Annotated in this window: 12 protein-coding genes; 4 read left to right on the forward strand and 8 right to left on the reverse strand. The window is 67.1% G+C overall.

Translation table 11 applies throughout. From position 1 onward, the window contains the following. Window positions 1-85 precede the first annotated feature (85 nt). A complete protein-coding gene (locus EV138_RS24595; protein WP_133981137.1) occupies window positions 86-1,543 on the reverse strand; it encodes a flavin-containing monooxygenase in 1,458 nt (485 codons plus the stop codon). Window positions 1,544-1,626: 83 nt separating this feature from the next. On the opposite strand from EV138_RS24595, the gene EV138_RS24600 reads away from it, so the two are divergent. Continuing rightward, window positions 1,627-2,103, forward strand: coding sequence for a hypothetical protein (locus EV138_RS24600; RefSeq protein ID WP_133981138.1), 477 nt, complete (start codon window positions 1,627-1,629; stop codon window positions 2,101-2,103). Here the strand turns inward: EV138_RS24600 and EV138_RS24605 are convergent, their stop codons facing one another. Continuing rightward, window positions 2,104-3,345: a lactate racemase domain-containing protein gene (locus EV138_RS24605; RefSeq protein ID WP_133981139.1), complete on the reverse strand. Its 1,242-nt coding sequence runs from the start codon at window positions 3,343-3,345 to the stop codon at window positions 2,104-2,106. Between the two features lie 136 nt (window positions 3,346-3,481). On the opposite strand from EV138_RS24605, the gene EV138_RS24610 reads away from it, so the two are divergent. Further along, window positions 3,482-4,840 carry an FAD-binding oxidoreductase gene (locus EV138_RS24610; RefSeq protein ID WP_133981140.1) on the forward strand — a complete coding sequence of 453 codons (1,359 nt, stop codon included), beginning with the start codon at window positions 3,482-3,484 and terminating at the stop codon, window positions 4,838-4,840. Here the strand turns inward: EV138_RS24610 and EV138_RS24615 are convergent. Further along, the gene (locus EV138_RS24615; protein ID WP_133981141.1) at window positions 4,827-5,606 is read right to left on the reverse strand and encodes a hypothetical protein; all 780 of its coding nucleotides are present in this window, start codon (window positions 5,604-5,606) and stop codon (window positions 4,827-4,829) included. The genes EV138_RS24610 and EV138_RS24615 overlap by 14 nt on opposite strands. A gap of 52 nt (window positions 5,607-5,658) precedes the next feature. Here EV138_RS24615 and EV138_RS24620 point away from each other — a divergent pair, with 52 nt between their 5' ends. Both EV138_RS24620 and EV138_RS38220 read left to right on the forward strand, forming a co-directional pair. Further along, window positions 5,659-7,176 carry a phospholipase D family protein gene (locus EV138_RS24620; protein ID WP_133981142.1) on the forward strand — a complete coding sequence of 506 codons (1,518 nt, stop codon included), beginning with the start codon at window positions 5,659-5,661 and terminating at the stop codon, window positions 7,174-7,176. Between the two features lie 49 nt (window positions 7,177-7,225). Continuing rightward, window positions 7,226-8,542, forward strand: a complete 1,317-nt coding sequence (locus tag EV138_RS38220) for a GNAT family N-acetyltransferase (protein ID WP_238158450.1) — start codon at window positions 7,226-7,228, stop codon at window positions 8,540-8,542. Here EV138_RS38220 and EV138_RS24630 read toward each other — a convergent pair. The 5 genes from EV138_RS24630 to EV138_RS24650 form a co-directional block, all read right to left on the reverse strand. Beyond that, window positions 8,530-9,438, reverse strand: coding sequence for an SDR family oxidoreductase (locus tag EV138_RS24630; protein WP_133981143.1), 909 nt, complete (start codon window positions 9,436-9,438; stop codon window positions 8,530-8,532). The two genes, EV138_RS38220 and EV138_RS24630, sit on opposite strands and share 13 nt — an antisense overlap. Window positions 9,439-9,520: 82 nt before the next feature. Then, window positions 9,521-10,297, reverse strand: coding sequence for a GNAT family N-acetyltransferase (locus tag EV138_RS24635; RefSeq protein WP_133981144.1), 777 nt, complete (start codon window positions 10,295-10,297; stop codon window positions 9,521-9,523). Beyond that, window positions 10,298-10,942 (reverse strand): hypothetical protein, encoded by a 645-nt coding sequence (locus EV138_RS37710; protein WP_202866811.1) that lies wholly within the window; start codon window positions 10,940-10,942, stop codon window positions 10,298-10,300. Between the two features lie 237 nt (window positions 10,943-11,179). After that, complete coding sequence (locus EV138_RS24645; RefSeq protein WP_133981145.1) at window positions 11,180-11,440, reverse strand: hypothetical protein; 261 nt, start codon at window positions 11,438-11,440, stop codon at window positions 11,180-11,182. After that, a complete protein-coding gene (locus tag EV138_RS24650; protein WP_238158332.1) occupies window positions 11,441-18,022 on the reverse strand; it encodes an RHS repeat-associated core domain-containing protein in 6,582 nt (2,193 codons plus the stop codon). Window positions 18,023-18,081 lie beyond the last annotated feature (59 nt).

The following is an 18,081-nucleotide window of genomic DNA, read 5'->3' on the forward strand; positions in this document are numbered from 1 at the left end:
GTAGCCGGGCTCGCGGCCGCTCATCCCTCGGTCGCCCGGGACAACCCTGAGAGACCCCGGCGCGCCTGAGTTCGCAGTACGGGACTCAGTGGACCAGGACGAAGTCGGCGGGGTTCAGCCGGCGGGTCCTGCGCCAGTAGGTGAAGGTGAAGTCGGGCCAGATGGTCGAGTTGCGGCCCTGCGCGTCGAGGTACCAGCTGTTGCAGCCGGACTGCCAGACCGTCCCGTTGAGTTCTTCCTGGACGTTGCTGACGAACCGTTGCTGGACCTCGTCACGGACCTCGACGTACGTCGCGCCGCGGCGCCTGAGCAGGTCGAGGGCCTGCATGACGTACCGGACCTGGGCCTCGACCATGAAGACCACCGAGGAATGACCCTGCCCGGTGTTCGGACCGGTCAGCAGGAAGAGGTTCGGGTAGCCGGCGACCGTGATGCCGAGGTGGGCGCCGATGCCGTCCTGCTTCCAGGTGTCAGCCAGGTCGACGCCGTCCTTGCCGAGGATGCGGATCCTGGTCAGATTGCCGGACACCTCGAAGCCGGTGCCGAACACGATCGTGTCGCACGGGTGCTCGACGCCGTCGGCTGTCACCACCCCGGTCGGCGTGACCCGGCTGATGCCGGTGGTGATCACGTCGACGTTGTCGCGGGCGATCGCCGGGTAGTAGTCGTTCGAAATGAGGATCCGCTTGCAGCCGATCTGGTAGTCCGGGGTCACCTTCGCCCGGAGTACGGGGTCCGGCACCTGCTTGTGGAGGTGGCGTTTGGCCTGGAGTTCGAGGCCTTTGATCAGCTTCGGGTTGCCGGCCAGGCCGGCGCCGCGGCCTTCGAGACCCCAGTAGATGACGTTGCGGATCAGGCGTTGCCCGGCCGGGAACCGCTCGTGCAGAGCGCGTTCGCGGGGGCCGATCGCGCGATCGGGCTTCGGGGTGATCCAGGGGGCGGAGCGCTGGTAGAGATCGAGGTGGGCGACCTGTTCGGCGATCCGCGGGACGAACTGGATGGCCGAAGCGCCGGTGCCGATGACGGCGACGCGGCGACCGGTGAAGTCGTGCTCGTGGTCCCACTGCGAGGAGTGGAACGTCGTACCGGTGAAGGAGTCGAGGCCCGGAATCTCGGGGAACTTCGGCAGGTGCAGGCTGCCGACGCCGGCCACCAGGGTCTGCGCGTCGAGCGTCTCCTCGCCGTTGACGGTGACGGTCCAGCGCCCGGTGGTCTCGTCGAAGGCGGCTTCGGTCACCTCCGCGCCGTACCGGATCTTGTCGGCGATGCCGTACTTCTCGGCGCAGTGCTTCAGGTACGCGAGGATCTCGTTCCAGGGCGCGAACATCCTGGTCCAGTGCGGGTTCGGCTCGAACGAGAACGAGTAGAGGTACGACGGGATGTCGCACGCGCACCCCGGATAGGTGTTGTCCCGCCACGTGCCGCCGAGTTCATCGGCCTTCTCGAGGATGACGAAGTCCTCACACCCGGCCTGCCGGAGCTTGATCCCCATACACAACCCGGCGATCCCCGACCCCACGATCACAACCTCGCTCTGCCCCATGCACGCGAACGCTACTAGCGAGTCACCTCCTTGTCAGCCAGTGCGGGGAAGAAGATGGTGGTGACACCAGGGGAGGTGTGTCGATGAGCGATGAGACGTCCGGCGACCGAGCACGGCAACTGCTGCTCGCCAGGTTCGGCAGCTGCGGCTCGCGCATCCCACCGCATCCGGACGTCGACCTGCTGCGACTCAACGCTTCTCTGCCCAGCCAATGTCGGATCGGCCGGCAGGTCGTCATTCCGATTGAAATGTCGCTGAAGAACCTCACGGACGCGGTGGTGCGTCTCTCGACCTATCGCAGCGGCGCTCGAATGGCGATCACCAAGGACGGTGTGGTTGTCGCGGGTGCGGGCGGCGTGCGACCAGTTGGTACGACGTACGTGGTCCAGCCCGGCGGTGCTCACGCCTACTCGTCGATCCTCAACCTCGTCGCCTGCGAGACCCAGAAGGTGCTGCCGCCCGGGGACTACCAAGTGCATGCCATCCAGCCGTTCACGTTCGTCGGTGTGGACTTGACTGTCAACGTGTGCGGCGGGCCGTGGGACCTGCAGCTCCGGTAGTCATCTCAGCCGGTGCAGGATTTCGCCGGCGTTTGGTAGGACGAGGGTGTTGGGGTCGGATTCGTAGGTGGGGAGGTCGAAGGTGGCGGGGTTGAGGTAGTTGAGGTTGGCGGTTCGTACCACGGGTTCGGGGATGGCGGTGGCGAGGGTGACGGTGACCCGGCAGCGTTCGCCGGTCAGGGGGTCCCAGGTGCCGGCGCCTCGGAGGTGGGTGGAGTGGGCCAGGACTCCCCAGTGGAGGTCGCGGAACTTCTCCCACTGGCCGAGGAAGTAGTCGCGGCAGTGGTAGCCGATCTGCTCGATCTCCGGGTGCATCGCGGCCAGTTGGGTCACGTGCGGCGCGTAGAGGATGACCTCGCCGCCGTCGGCGACGATCGGCTCCACCTTGTAGAAGCCCTTCGCGGCCGTCCAGATGTCCTGGTAGCGGGGCGGCATCAGGGAGACCACCCGGCGTACGGGCTCGTCCAGGTAGCGCACGTGGGTCTCGGCGGAGACGGCAGCGGCCGCTCGCCAGGAGGAGGCCGTGTCGCCGAAAGCCACCGCGTGCAAGGCATTTGTGCCGGATTGGGCGACGACCGACAGGGCGAGCTTCTCGGCGGGGATCAGTGCGGCCGCCTCGTTGATCAAGGCTCGCACCGGCGTGATGCCCGGCGTACCGATGATGTCGGCGCTGGTGATCAAGGCGCCCAGCCAGTGCGACAGGTCGATCACTTCCTGGCCGGCGACGCCCGGGAAGAAGTACTTGTTGCCGCCGGAGAAGCCGACCACCTCATGCGGGAAGACCGGCCCGACGACCAGTGCGACATCGTGCTCTACGACCGCGCGATTGAGCCGGACCGGAACGCTCTCGTGCAGCAGCCCACCCGAGATCTCCGCGACCTTGTCCGCGCTGATCGTGCCGAGTTCGACGAACGTCTCCGGCTTCCACCATTCATGGTTCAGTACGGCGTACTCGCCGCCGAGGTGGATCCTCAGCTCCTCCGCCGACATCTCCGCATGGGTGCCTAGGGCAACCAAAACTGTCAGTCTGGAGACCCGGCCGGTCACGGCGTCGTGAACAGCGCGCAGCAGCAGGGGAAGCGGGCAACTCCGCGTCGCATCGGGGACGATCACACAGACACTGCGACCGTCGAGCCCGGCGCCGGCCAGTTGCTCGTGGATGAAAGCAACGACGTCTTCGTCGGCGAGGAGCTGCCCGGGCCCACCAAGTACCGCGGCGGTCTGCGCATCGGTGACGGTCATCCTCCCAGCCTATCGGCAAGCGATTGCCAAACCCTCCGGCAAGGCCTGGACGGCCGCCGAGGCTCTGAACCGTTGACCCGGTCTCGGGTGGGCGGCACCATCTCTGTCACCTGGGGGCGGGCGAGGGGGAGGTCCTATGGCTGGGCGGCCGGTGGAGGGGTTCGGCGGGGTGTTGCTGCGGCCGGGCGACTCCGGGTACGACGGGGCGCGGGTGGTGTTCAACGCCATGATCGACAAGCGGCCGGCTTTGATCGCTCAGTGTGAGTCGGCTGCCGATGTCGCGGCGGCCGTCCGGTTCGGCGTACGGCAAGGGCTCGAGATCGCCGTCAGAGGTGCCGGGCACAGCGTCGCCGGGACCGGGGTGACCGACGGCGGTCTGGTCATCGATCTGCGCAAGATGCGGAACGTCCAGTTCGATCCGGATGCCCGGATCGCCCGGGTCGGAGGTGGCGCGACCTGGTCCGATCTCGACCGCGCCGCCTGGGCGTACTCGATGGCGACGACCGGCGGCCGAGTCTCGTCGACGGGCGTGGCCGGGCTGACTCTCGGTGGCGGGTCGGGCTGGTTGGAGCGGAAATTCGGTCTGGCTTGCGACAGCCTCGTGTCGGTGGAGTTGATCACGGCCGACGGGGAGTTGGTGATCGCCGACGAGACGAAGAACCGGGAGCTGTTCTGGGCGCTGCACGGTGGTGGCGGCAACTTCGGAGTCGCCACCGCGCTGACGCTGAGGTTGCACCCACTTCCCGGTATGACGCTGGCCAGACTGTTCTGGCCCGCGGACGCCGGTCCGACCGTGATGCGCGCCTACCGTGACCTCTTCGAGCAGGGCGCGCCGGACGAGCTCGGCGGCAGCGTGTTCTACGCCGCCGCTCCACGTCGCGACTTCATACCCCCAACCCTGCAGGGCAAGGCGGCCGTCGGGGTGACCGCTACCTTCACCGGATCCGGCGCAGAGTTGCGTACGGCGTTGGCGCCGGTTCTCGGACTCGCCCCCGACGGCATGATGCTCGCCGAACTCCCGTACGCCGAAGTGCAGTCGGCGCTCGACGATCCGCCAGGATTCCGCAACTACTGGTCGGCCGAGCACCTCGCGTCCTGGCCGGACGAAGCCGTCGATCTCTTCACTGCCCGCGCGGCCGACATGCCGTCGCCGATGACCTCCCAACAGTTGGTCTGCCCGTGGGGCGGCGCCGTCGCCCGGTACGCCGACCGGTGGCCGCTGCCGCACCGCAGCGCGCCCTGGGTGGTCCAGTCGTACGGTGTCTGGTCCGACCCGGCCGATGACGCCGATGGGATCGCCTGGGCCAAGAACGTCTGCGCCGACCTGCGTCCGTACTCGACGGGCGCGGTCTACCTCAACTTCATCGGTGACGAGGGCCATGATCGCGTCGTGGCCGGCTTCGGCAAGGACAACTACGACCGGCTGGCCCGGGTCAAGGCCGAGTTCGACCCGGACAACGTCTTCCGCCTGAATCAGAACATCAGACCGGGCTAGAACTCCGATCGCGCTCGGTCCGGCCCGGTGCCGCGGCCCGGTGCCGCGACCACTGGACCAGCACGACGACGACGTAGATGACGGCGCCGAGCGGAGCGGCCCAGATCCGGAAGAACGGCATCCGTCCGGCCGCTGCCGTCGCCAGGAAGGTGGCGGCGAAGGTGATCAGGCCGGCGGCCGCGCCCCGGCGTCGCGATTCGAGTGGGGTGCTCGGCAGTGGGCCGACCTGTCGATCCAGGCCGGCTCCCAGCCCGGCGACCATGATCAGCCCGGCGAGCCCGAACACGGCCCCGCCCGAAGCGCCGCCGAGGATGATCGCGAAGGCACTCGCCCCGGTGTAGGCGGCGATCGCCAGGACGAAGATGACCGCGCCGCTGGACAGCTGCGCGACCAGGCGAGCCTTCAGATCGACGCCCTCGGCCGAGCGGACGACGTCGTCCGGCTCGAAGAAGCGGCGGACGGCGAAGTACAGGCCGGTACCGGTGGCTGCCGCGATGAGCACCATGGCGACGGTGAGCAGGACGGTCGTGGCCGGCGAGATGAAGTGCCGGACATCTCCGCCACCGAAGTCACAGCTCGCGGTCGGTGGGAACCAATGGGTCACCACCCGAATGCCGTGGCTGTCGGGCCGTTCGAAGGTCCGGGCGCAGTCCTCGGTCGCGTCGAACCAGTTCGGCATCAGGAAGCCCACCACCGTGGTCCACCCGGTCAGCGCGAGCAGGCCCACTGTCAGCAACCACCCGGCTCTGCGCCGTACCCGATCCATCCGTCCACCCTCTCATTTGTTCCAAACGGCGCGGGGCGGGTACTCGTCCGGGGTGAGCGACTGGTTCCTGACTCCGGAAGAGCGTGGCAATCCCGCGACCGACATCGATCGCGACGGCTCGTGGAGCGACGGGAACCTGGTCCGGCCGCTGATCCACGGTGCCGTCTACTTCCAGCGCCTGTACGACGAACTGTGCGCGCTTCTGCCCGGTGACCGGGTGTATTTCACCGACTGGCGAGGGGATGCCGACGAGGCGCTGTACCGGGACGGTCCCACGGTCGGCACGGTGCTGTGCGACCTCGCTCGCTCGGGAGTCGAAGTACGGGGCCTGCTCTGGCGGTCGCATTCGGACCACCTGTCGTTCAACGCGCAGGAGAACCAGTTGCTCGGCACCGAGCTCAACGAGGCCGGCGCCGAGATCCTGCTCGACCAGCGGGTCCGGCGGCTGGCGTCGCATCATCAGAAGCTGTTCGTGATCCGGCACCGGATCGCCGGCGAGAAGGACGTCGCGTTCGTCGGTGGGATCGACCTGAGCCACCAGCGCCGCGACGACCATCGGCATCTGGGCGATCCGCAGCAGGCGCCGATGGACCCGCGGTACGGAAACCGGACGCCTTGGCACGACGTCGCGCTGGAGATCCGCGGCCCGGTGGTGGGCGATCTGCTGCGGACGTTCGTGGAGCGCTGGGACGATCCGCATCCGCTGGACCGACGGACGCCGTACCGGGTGCTGGTCCAGCGCAAGGCGCGGATGCCGAGGCACCCGTCGAAGCTGCCGGAGTCGTTCCCGGATCCGCCCGCGGCCGGGCGGCACGCAGTACAGGTGTTGCGGACGTACGGGCACAAGCATCCGGGATTCCCTTTTGCGCCGCATGGTGAATACAGCATCGCCCGGGCCTATCGGAAAGCCTTCGAGCGGGCACAGCGGTTGATCTACATCGAGGATCAGTACCTGTGGTCATCAGTAGTTGCCGAGGGCATCTGTACTGCGTTGGAGCGGGCGCCCGAGTTGCGGGTGATCGCGGTGGTGCCGCGTTATCCGGATTCGGACGGGCGGATCACGGGTCCGCCGGCTCGGTATGCGCAGTTGCAGGCGATCGACGCGATGCGGGCCGTGGCGCCTGACCGCGTTGCCGTCTACAACCTGGAGAACGCCGACGGGGTGCCGATCTATGTGCACGCGAAGGTGTGTGTGGTCGACGACGAGTGGTTCACCTGTGGGTCCGACAACTTCAATCGGCGGTCGTGGACGAACGACAGCGAGTTGACCTGTGCCGTGGTCGGCGAGGGGCTCCCGCGTTCTTTGCGGTCGGAGCTCTGGGCTGAGCACCTCGGGATGGAGCCGGTGCTGGATCCGGTGGAGGGTTTCGCGCAGTGGGCCAAGACCGCGGCGGCCTTGGACGGCTGGCACGCTGCGGGCCGGGTCGGCGTCCGGCCGCCTGGTCAGATCCGGCGGCATCGGCCGGTGCGGGTGCGAGGTCTGGCGGCTGTGTGGTCGCAGTTCATGAGTGACCATGTCTACGATCCGGACGGCCGTCCGCGGGCGATGCGGCGGCGGGACGAGTTCTGAAACCGGTTCGACAGCAAGGGCCGGTCCGCGGTGGGATAGGGGCGTGAAGATGCACGCCGACGAGGCCGAGATCGACGAAACCCTTGTACTGCGGTTGATCGCGGCCCAGTTCCCGCAGTGGGCCGGGCTGCCGGTGACCGAGATCCCGTCGAGCGGCACCGTGAACGCGATGTACCGGCTGGGCGATTCGCTGACCGTCAGGTTGCCGCGGATCGCCGGCGGCGTGGCGGACATCGCGGCCGAGTGGGAGTGGCTGCCGCGGCTGGCTGACGTGCTGCCGGTCGAGATCCCGGCGCCGGTGGGGCGCGGGGAGCCGGGGGAGGGGTATCCGTGGATCTGGTCGGTGCAGCGGTGGATTCCCGGTGCCGTGCCTGCAACCGGCGATGAGGTGCTCGCGGCGGACCTGGCTTCGTTCGTGCAGGCGTTCCGGCGGGTCGACTTCGCGGGTGGCCCGGCGGCTCATCGCGGTGGGCCGTTGATCACCGAGGATGCGGAGACCCGGGATGCCTTGGAGAAGTTGAAGGGGTGGATCGACATCGACACAGCCACGGCTGCCTGGGAGTCCGCGCTGGCGGCTGCTCCTGCCTCATCGGACAGCTGGGTGCACGGCGATCTGATGCCGTCGAATCTTTTGGTCAGGGATGGACGGCTGGCCGCAGTACTGGATTTCGCCACTGCTGGAATGGGCGATCCTGCGTGCGATCTGATTCCGGCGTGGAATCTGCTGACCGGCTCGGCGCGAGCCGTGTTCCGGGAGGCGTTGGCGGTCGATGACGACGCCTGGAATCGCGGCCGGGGGCGGGCTTTGTCGATGGCTTTGATCCAGTTGCCGTACTACCGCGACACGAACAAGGGGATCGCGGCGAACGCGCAGTACGTGATCGATGAAGTGCTAGCCGATTTCGGTTCCGTTCCGCGCCCGCAGCTGCGGATCGAGCGGGTGGACAGCGAAGCGCTGATGCGCGACTGGCAGCTTGTGCACAACGAGATCATCCCGACCGATCCGTTGTCGCTGGACGACGTGCGCGAGCGGGTGGGGCGGAACGTGCTGGAGGTCGCGTACTCCGGCGAGGCGCTGGTCGGTTGCTCGACCGTTCGTCCGCCGTCGGCCGAAACGTCGGCGGCCACGGTGATCGCGCGGATCCTGCCGGCGTACCGGCGACAGGGTTTCGGCGAGGAGCTCTACCGGCGGGGGCTGGCTCGTGCGCAGGCTCTCGGCTCCGGGGTTGAAACGATCGTGCTGGCTTCGAATGTGGAGGGGCTTGCCTTTGCCGAGTCCCACGGTTTCGTCGAGTTCGAGCGCTATGTGCTGCCTGGGGACACCATTCCGTTCATCACCCTGCGGCTGGCCGATCAGCCTTCCTGAGCCGGCGCGAGGAGCCGGGCCTGGTCGCGAAGATAGGTGCTGGCGGACTGCGGCTTGATGCCGCGCTGGAGCAGGGGTTCGTCGTCCCAGTCGGCCGCGTGCAGGTCCTGGAGCAGGCCGGCGCCGAAAACCGAGGCGAGCGCGTCGTTGGGGCCGCGGAGCAGCCGGATCGCGAGCCGGGCGACCGGTCGGGGCATCCGCTGCACCTTCAACGGGCGGTGGATGAAGCCTTCCGCGATGGCGACGGCCTCGTTCTTGCTGATGGCCTCGGGGCCGCCGACAACGATCATGGTGGGCGGGTCTGCCTCGACCGCTACAACTGCCAGGAGTTCGGCGACGTCGTCCTGGCTGATCCACCGTTGCTTCGTGTCGCCCTTGCCGATGATGGCGACTTTGCCCGCCGCGAGATCGAACCGGCCGATCGGCGCGAGGTGCACCTCCTGGAACGCATCGGCTCTGACCACGACTCGTTGCAGGGTCGACCTTTCCAGGCGCTTCTCGGTCGCGAGCTTGGCGTGCTCCAGCGGCGTACCGATGCCGGCATCGACACCAGGAAAGGAGATGTAGACGAACCGCCGTACGCCGGCCGCCTCGGCCGCATCGATCAGGCTCGCCATACCGATCTCGTCGGCTTCCTTGATCGACGGCTTCCGTACTCCGGCCAGGCGCCTGGTGATCACGGTCGCTGTCGCCACGACGGTGCTGATTCCCTCGCAAGCCGCTTTCAGGCTTGCCGGATCGGTGAGGTCGCCGCGAACCACCTGCGCACCCATGCTTTGGAGCTCGGCGGTGCCGGAGGTTGCCCGGACGAGGCAGCGGACCTCGTGTTGTTGCTCGCGAAGCAGGCGGACAACGCGTCCGCCCAGCTCACCGGTGCCGCCGACAACCAACAACATCTCGATCACCCACCCCGTTTGGACGCTTCAGGACGATGCTCGTCCTCGTGGGGCATTTTGACTAGGGGCGCGGGGTGCTTGGTCAGTTCTGGAGGCGTTGCTGGTAGCACTGCTCGATGCCGTACGAGGTGAAGCCGGCCCGGCGCAGGATCGGTGCCGAGGTCCCCGTCCTGCCTTTGACCAGGGCGAAGGTGGCGCCTTTGCGGATGCCCTGGGCGCAACGTGCCGCCAGCAGCGCGCGGTAGGCCCCGCGACCGCGTGCGCTTTTGAGAACGGCGCCGCCCCAGAGGCGTAGTACGCCGTCGGTCATGGTGAAGCCGGCCGCTCCGACGGGCTGGTTGTGGAGGTAGGCAAGAAAGCGGCCGGTGTCGGGGGAGGATTTCGCCTTGGCAGCCGTGTCGCTCTCCTGCTGAAGCTGAGCCGGAGTCGGAGGCGCCCAGTCGAATACCTCGGCGTCGATCTGACCGGCCAGGTAGAGGAGATCTGGCGTATTTGCCGGGCGTACGTCGATTTCGCTCGGCGGGCTCATGGCCGCTTCGAGGTCTTCGATGCTGGTCAGGTCTCGCGCCAGCACCTCGACCGTCTCGACCAGCTCGAAGCCGTGCTCCTCGAGGATGTCGGCCGTGTCGTCTGGTTTGGTGCGGCCGGTCACCCACCAACGCAGTACGGGTTTGGTGCCGCTCGCGCGTTCGCGGACCTCGGCGATGACGTCGGTCAGTGGGCGGTCGGTGGCGGACCATTGGACGCTCGTGCGGTCGGGGTAGATCGTGAGCCGGTAGTCGTCCTCGATGAAGTCCTGGGCGTCGGGTGGGATCCAGACCCAGTCGCTCGCGGCCTTGAGTACTTGTTGTTCGTCCACTTAGGGCTCCTCGGGTGTCAGGCGCCGCCAGGTGTGGCGAGCGATGAACTGGCGCTGACCGGACGCCAACTGCGACAACGCGTCGGCGATCTGGTCGAGCGGAACGTCCTTCGTCTGGAAGCGCTGCTCTTTCTCGTGATACTCGAGGGTGAGGGTGCCGTTGTCGTTGCGGGCTTTCGCCGAGGTATTGCTCTGGTTGACGGCGATGAACCCGCCTGTTTGGCGTAGCTCATTGAGCACGAACGGGAACCAGAGCGCCGGCAAGGCTGCCCGGCCGTTCTGGGTCGTGATCGTGAGGCCTTCGACCGCGCCGCGAAGGGTGCTGCGGTTGGCGTCGAAGCAAACCAGACCGTACTCCGCTGCGAGCTGAGCGGCCCCTTCGGACACCTCATCGGCGCGGCTGTAAACCATCGAGAAATACACAATCGGCCCAGACGCGCTGTCAATCAACGGCGTCGTCACCCAGGGCGAACCTTCCCCCTCCGGCCACCTCTCCACCAGCTCCTCGACATACGCCCGAATCACCCCATGAGCCCGCCGCGGAGACTCCACGAAGTACCGCTCATACAACCCCTCAAACTCCTCACCCGCAGCCTTATCGTCGCAGGGCACATCCCCTTCCCACACCGCCAACTCATAACTCACAACACACACCCCGCCCACCCAGCACGCGGCCGCCCCGACGCCTCACAAGCCCGCCACATTCATCCACCCCCCGAGTCTGCCCCACCCCATCGCCCAACCCGGTCACCTGACCCCCGTCAACCCAACTCTCTCCTCGACCCCGGGCATGTCACCTGCATCGGTCTGCCTGTCACCGAGCGGGTGTGGGCAGCAGGCGGCCCGCCCGAGGTGACCTCGGACGGGCCGCGTGTAACTCAACTAGGATCGAATGTTCCGGTCATTTCTGAAACGCCAGAGCCTGTCGATCATTGCGCCAGTGAAAAGAAGTACGAAACCGATCAGCAACAGCACGTGGTTGTCCAATGACGCCGCAATCACGCACCAGATCCAGCCGATAGGTGTGATCAGGTAGGACCGATAGGGTTGCATCCGCCACTGCCAGGCACTGATTGCCAGCCAGAGCAGTACCAGGCCGGACAATGCCCACCGAATCCAGCCGTGTGCCAGGAGCTGCTGCATTCACCATCCGTTCTTCCAGGCCCGGTATCCGTAGAAGCCCTGCGCCGAGACGCGGAAGGCTGTCCTGTATCGATGATGCCGCACGGCGTACCGCAGTGAGCGGTTGTGGCTGACGAAGTGCTTCGACCGCCGATAGGTGAAGCGCCAGATCTTGCGTGCCTTGGTGGCATGCCTGGCCAACTTGCTGAAGTTCCGCACAGCCTTGAGCCTGGTACCGACGGCGTCGACCGCGAAGTTACCGAACGCCTTCCAGCCGGAAACTCGGTGTCCCTGGTCATCGCCGTGGCGGTATTGGTAGTAATTCCATGCGCCGCTGGCTGCCACGGCCGCCAAGGTGAGTGCCCCGCAGAGCCCGGCCGTCGCCACGATACAAGCGCCGACCGCGACTGCGCCGGTAATGGTGGCTGCTCGCCTGAAGAACTTCCGCCAACCGAATCGCCCATCCAGATCAAGGGAGTTGATCGGGTCGGACGGATACGTGTAAGCGTTCGCGTTGCCGCCGGCTACCGGATCCGTCGAGGTGAAGAGCCCGGTCGCCGCGTTGTACAGCCGGACGCCCATCAGGATCAGACCGGTGGCTGAGGTGGCGCGTTGCTTGCCACCCAGCCAGCCGTAGTCGACCGGCCCCGTCGAGGCCGAGTCTGTGGTTTGGCCGTATTCGTCGTAGCTGCTCCAGGCGCCGATCGAGGTGGCCGGCTGGGTGCCGGTCAGGTCGATGGTGGTGACGGTGTCGCCGTGGGGGTTGGCGATCGGCAGCGACGCGTTGCCGGTCTGGTCCACGGTGAGCGACAGGTCGCCGCCGATCAGTTCGGCGTACCGCTCCGTCGTTGTTCCCTCAGTGATCCAAGTCGGGTTGTCGGAGGTGTCGGTGTAGTGGCGGACGGTGTCGGTCGAGCCACTGGCGTTGGTCGCCGTCTCTACTGAACGGCGGTCCAGGGCGTCGAGGGTGAAGGTGGTGGTGGTTCCGCCCTGGGCGATGCTGCGGGCCAGGTCGTTGTCGTAGTACCCGATGGTGAGGTTGCCGCCTGCCGGATTCGGAGCATCCGAAGCCGGAAGGGTCGTCGTACGTCCCAAGGCGTCGTAGGTGTAGTTCCCGACGCCGTTGGCTCCCGTGGTCGGGCGGTCGGCGGTGTCGAAAGCCCGGGTCGTGGTGGTGCCCCCGGTGGTGGTGCAGGAGCCATCAGCCGCAGGTCCGGCCGACGCCTTGGTCAGCCGGTTGTCGTTGCGGTCGAAACCGTAGGTACGAGTGACGCAGCCCGGCAGTTGGGTGGGGTCGGTGACGTCGACGCCGGTGGTTGCGGCGGTGCGGTCCTGGACCTTCGTGAGACGGCCGAGGCTGTCGTAGCTGTAGCCACGGTCGTAGCCGATCGCGTCGCCCGGCGCATCGCCGCTCGAGCCGGTGAATGCCGATCCGTCTGGGGTCCATTCATGAGCGATGCGACCGGTGACGTCGTTGTCGACCGACCACGACAGCCACGGACCATCGGAATCGGTAGTTGTGGTGCCGTCTTCGTTGGTGGTGGTGACCTGTCCGGTGTAGCGCAGACCGACCGGCTCACCCGCATTGTCGAAGTCGGTGGACTGCGTGATGCCGCCAGGCAGCTTCTGGGTCGTCATCGACCCGTCGGCGTCGTACGCACCGGTCGACGACCACGTCGACCCGGCAGTCGTGACCTCAACCTTGGTCGCAAGACCACGGTGTTCGGTCTTGCCGGCGGCGTCGGTGCCGTCGTAGGTGTAGCGAGTCGACCCGTTCGAGTCGGTCACGGTCGCGACCTGCCCACTCGCGTCGTAGACGGTCGTGGTGGCAGGGTCTCCTTGGGGCTGGTAGCTGGTCTGCCGGCCCCAACTGTCGTAGCCGGTGGTGATGGTTGTCGTGGTGTTGTCGGCGGCCTTCGCGGTCACCACGGTCGGCTGACCGCTGGCAGCGTCGTACGTCGTGGTCTTCTCCGTGTTCGGACTAGAACCCGATAGGCCGGTGACGGCTGTCTTGCTGGTCAAGGTACGACCGTCAGGCAGATAGCTGGTCGTGCTTGTCCGGGTCACGGTGCCCGAGACTTCGGTCACCGTCTTGGGGTCGAGTAGATAGTTGAAATTGCCTGTAGTCGTGGTCGGCAGAGTCGGGGTCGCCGTACCACCGGCTGATGGGGCCGCGGCCGGATAGGTCTTGCAGGTCAGGCCTGCCCACTGGGGCTTGAGACCGCAGTCGGCGAACTGTGAGTTGGCGGCAGCGGTGTAGAAGACCGTTCTGGTGGTGCCCGCATCGGCACCGTTGGAGTTCGGCTGACGGCTTTCGGTGGTTCGGCCTTCGGCGTCGTAGCGGGTGATCTTGACGACGTCGCCGGTCACGTCGTTACGAGGGCCGGCCGGGTTGGCGTCGGTGATCGTCTTGCTCGGTTGGCCGAGTGCCCAACCGGACGGATCGCCGCTGACGGCTGGGTCGTAGTCGGTCGTGGTGCGGGTGATCGGCTCTTCGCTGCCCGTACCTGGGTCGAATGCACCGGTAGTGACCGTGGTCGGCAGGCGGTAGGGCAGCGTAGTCGCCGGGTTGATCCCCGAGTTCGGCGCCAATTCGTCGTACTCGGTGTGGGTATGGGTCCGGACCCACTTGGTGCTGCCGTCCTTGACCGTGGCGAAGCGCGACGGACCGTAGGAATCCGTCACCAAGGTCCCCGCCGGGGTGACGACGGTGTCGCCGGCTGCGTTCTTGACGTCCGCGTTGTACACGTTCACCGTGGCCAACTGGTCCGCCGAGGCACCGGCTGGGACCGCGTTGTCGATCAGTGCGCGCAGCGCGCGTTCGTCGAGTTGCCGGGTGACGTTGCCGAGGTCGTTGTAGTCGGTCGAGGTGTATTGCCAGTCACCAGCGCCGTACTTCGCTGTGTTGACCGTGTAGCCGGCCGCGTCGGTGTACTGCAGATCGGCGTACTGCCAATCGTCAGTGCCCGGCGTTCCGGAGACGGGGTGGTCCGGCCCGAAGACTGCGAATCCCTTGGTCGGTGCGGTCTTCTGGTTCCACCTGGCGACCGAACCAGCCGTGAGGTCGGGCAGACCTGCGCCGGACAGCGGTACGTCGTAGACGAATCTTCCGAGCGTCGCCGTGCCGCCGGCAGGGTCACCGGCGGGACGGTCACGGTTGACCGAGTCGAGCTTCTCCCGCTGGTCAACTGTCACATAGTTCAGCTGGTACGGCGTTTGGCCGGCGGGCTTCACCGACGTGAGGTGATCCGACGAGTTGTAGCCGTACTCCGTGGACAGGTTCGACCGTGGGTCGGTGACCTTGATGAGGAGCCCGTTGCTGTCGTAGCTGTAAGCCGCGACCTGGACGGAATCCATCCCGGCCGGCGACTTGTCGGGGTTGTAGATGTCCAGCCAGACCTCGCTCAACCGGGTCTTGCTCGCGCCGATGAGCGTGTACTTGAAATGCAGTGCGCGGCAGCCCGGCGCCATTCCGGTCAGAGGCTGGGACGCGTTGTACGCGGCACAGGTGACGCCCGGTCCCGTCGGCGCGAGGATCCGCACGACGCGGCCGTCGGTGTCGTAGGAGTACGTCGTCTTGGTCGCGATTCCCGGCTCGCTGATCGTGATCGGCCGCCACCAGGTCGGGTCGGCGGGCACCGGCAGCGCTGCCGGGTTCCATGTGGTGATCGTGCCGTCGTCTTCGATGTAGGAAAGGATTGTCGAGGTACCAGAACCACTGACGGTCAGCTTCGATCCGTCCAGTTCGGTGTCTTCGTCGGCCGGGATCCAGGTGCCGGTGTCGAAGCTGCCCGTCGTCCGCCGTTTACGGGTCGGCGAGGTGAACACCAGCGAACTGCCGTCGCCGTCGACCAGGGCGATGGTGCCGTCGACCTGGGTGGAGTCGATGACCCGCATTCCGGCCGCGCCGGCTTCGGCGCCGTCGAATTGGGCGACCCAGCCGGGACCGAAGGCGCCGTCGATGTTGTTGGTCGGCGCGGAGTACGTCGAGTGGGACCGTGAGATGGACAGATCACCGGTGTAGCCGGGGACCGATATGTCGGTGGCTTCCGTGTTGAACTCGCCGGTCCACAACGCGACCTGCCCGGGGCCTGCGTCGGCGGTGGGGAAGCCGTTGCCGAAGGCGTGTGGGACTCGTTGGATGGTTGTGTTCGGGGTTTGGGACCAGGTGCACTGTTCGGTGGTGCCGTATTTGAAGCAGACCTGGACGTCCAGGAGGACCGGGACGCGGTCGTTGAGAGTGGTCGGCTGGATGCCTGCTGTATTGGGGTCGGAGTCGAGGAATGCGTCGACCTTGGCCGTGGTGCTGTCCCATTGGGTGTTGACGCTGACGCCGCCTGCACCGCTGTCGGTGACGGTGAGGGCGGTCGGGTCTTCGTTCCAGCCGACCAGGTCATCGGCGCTGCCGTAGCCGGAGACGCGCCACTTGACCTTGGCGGTCACCGAGGAGGCGAGGCCCTTGGGCGGCCCTGCGGCCGTGACTCGGACGGTGCTCATCGTCGTGGTGCGCGGGTCGGCGGCGGGTGAGGTCAGCGAGGTGCCGCCCCAGCCGAACTTGTACGTCGCGTTCGACGACAGGGTGCCGGCCGGCGTTTGGGCCTGGGCGACGATCGTGTGCAGACCCGGGGTGTCCTTGCTGAAGGTGACCGGGAACTTGGCGACGTTCGGGTCGCTGGACGGGGGGATCTTGATCTGGCCCTCGGCGCCGCCGGTGAAGTTGGTGGCGGGGCGTTTACCGTCGACGATGAGGCGCAGGTAGCCGGGGGCGTTGTAGCCGACGCCGGTTGCGGTGACGGTGCAGGTGACGTCGGCGGTGGGCGGGTTGTCCTGCCAGGAGTCGTTGTTGTTGTACGGCGCAGGGCAGGACACGGTCGGCTGCGATGGGACCGCTGCGCCGGTGCGGAGACGCTGGTTGTAGCCGACCCACGGGCCGTCGACGCGGCCGTCGTTGGCCTTGGCGCGGATGTAGAGCAGGGTGTTGTCGGGGAGTGGAGTATCCGCGGACGGGCGGCAGCCGGCGAGGGTGCCGGAGGCGTAGACGTGGGTGGTGCAGGTGCCCCAGACCTTCAGGGTGTCGGCGGTGCCGGTGTAGAACTCGAAGATGTACTTGACGGTGTTGCCGTCGGGGTCGGTGGCCTTCGTGCGGACCCAGGGGGTCAGGCTCGCGGAGTACAGCCACGAGGTCGTTTCACCGGGTGCTGCATAGGCGACGGCTTCGCTGGGCTCCACTGTGGCGGGCTTGGCCGGGGGTCGGTTCCAGGTGATGCCGATGACGGGGTCCTTGGAGCCGGTGGTGGAGTAGAACTCCTTCCAGGAGTTCGCGTCCGCCTCGTTGGCGGCGACGAGGGCGAGGCCGCCGACGGTGTACGAGGCGTTCGACCATGCGCGAGCCAGACTCGTCATCGGGATGATGATCCGGCCGCCGGGGCAGGCGCTCGAGAAGCCCTTCGCGGCGGACAGCGAGCCGTAGACGGTGCCGAGTGCGGGCTGGTTGGCCCAGCGGGTCGCGGTCGTGGCCAGCGTCATTGTCGAGCGGACGTTGACGGTCGAGGGGGTGCAGGAGGCTGAGGTGTGCTGCCAGATGTTCAGCCACGACGACACGATGTCTTTGCCCTTGAAGGGAGCGGTGTCGAAGTTGAGGAACGACCGGGCCACACCGGTCGGGGTCTTCCCGACGCGCAGTTCGGTGTTGGCCGACTGGTCACCGGAGACGTCGCTTTGGACGAAGGTGTCGAAGTTCGCGTACGTCGCGGTGGTCGCGTACGTCGGGTCGACGGTCACCGGGAACTGCCGGGCCGGGTCGAGGAACCACTTCGCGTCCGGGGCGATCACAAGGGTCGCCTTGCCGGGGTTGACCTGCTCGACGGTGACCTTCACGGTGGTCTTGGCCGAGGCCGAGTCCCACATGTCACCGACCGGGATGGTCGACCGTACGACGTTCTTGGCGTCGACGAAGTTGATCGAGCCGTCCGGCTGCGCCTTCGCCGTCAAACCCTTGGTGCGCAAGGGAATTCGCCATACGGGTGCGGCGGCCGGGCGCTGCTTGACGACGAAGTCGTTCTCGAAACCGTTGCGGCGGGCATCCAGAACGAGGTCGACACCGGGCTGGACCTCGGCGTACGTCGCCTTGGTGCCATCCAGCGTCGGTTCGGGGAGTTTCCACGGTGAGATCCACTCCACGGACCTGCCGGGACCGGAGTCGGCGGAGGCGAAGACCTGACCGGTGGCGGCGTTGTGCTTGCCGAGACGCAGACCGTGCTGCTGCGCACGGGGCGCGACCGAACCGTCGATCCCCTTCTGCAGGGTCAGATCGACGCCCTTCCACGCGCCACCGGACTTGAATCGGATCGGCGCCGCGTGCGCTTCGGTGGTCATCGTGCCGTCGGGGTTCGACCAGGTGGTCGACGTCTCCGTGCGCATCGACTCGACCTCGACGCGCGAACCCTGCGAGCGGGCAGTCACGGCCGCGGAGACGACGTCGGGACGCGAGTCCACCTTCTTCGGGGGAACGGCAGCCGGCTTCTGATCGGTGGCTGGGAGGGCTTCGGCTTGCTGGGCTTCCATTCCGACGGCCAGCAGGGCCAGCGAAACAACCGCGGCCACCACTCCTCGGGGAACTTTTCGCCATCGGGCGTGGGGTGATCGAGCTAGGACATTCACGG

It is taken from the genome of Kribbella voronezhensis (genome assembly GCF_004365175.1).
In the GTDB taxonomy this organism is placed as follows: Bacteria; Actinomycetota; Actinomycetes; order Propionibacteriales; family Kribbellaceae; genus Kribbella; species Kribbella voronezhensis.

Excerpts from the sequence above, each read along its gene's own strand:
- EV138_RS24595 (WP_133981137.1), bottom strand. The coding sequence starts at position 1,543 with ATGGGGCAGAGCGAGGTTGTGATCGTGGGGTCGGGGATCGCCGGGTTG.
- EV138_RS24600 (WP_133981138.1), top strand. The coding sequence starts at position 1,627 with ATGAGCGATGAGACGTCCGGCGACCGAGCACGGCAACTGCTGCTCGCC.
- EV138_RS24610 (WP_133981140.1), top strand. The coding sequence starts at position 3,482 with ATGGCTGGGCGGCCGGTGGAGGGGTTCGGCGGGGTGTTGCTGCGGCCG.
- EV138_RS24605 (WP_133981139.1), bottom strand. The coding sequence starts at position 3,345 with ATGACCGTCACCGATGCGCAGACCGCCGCGGTACTTGGTGGGCCCGGG.
- EV138_RS24645 (WP_133981145.1), bottom strand. The coding sequence starts at position 11,440 with ATGCAGCAGCTCCTGGCACACGGCTGGATTCGGTGGGCATTGTCCGGC.
- EV138_RS38220 (WP_238158450.1), top strand. The coding sequence starts at position 7,226 with ATGCACGCCGACGAGGCCGAGATCGACGAAACCCTTGTACTGCGGTTG.
- EV138_RS24615 (WP_133981141.1), bottom strand. The coding sequence starts at position 5,606 with ATGGATCGGGTACGGCGCAGAGCCGGGTGGTTGCTGACAGTGGGCCTG.
- EV138_RS24630 (WP_133981143.1), bottom strand. The coding sequence starts at position 9,438 with ATGTTGTTGGTTGTCGGCGGCACCGGTGAGCTGGGCGGACGCGTTGTC.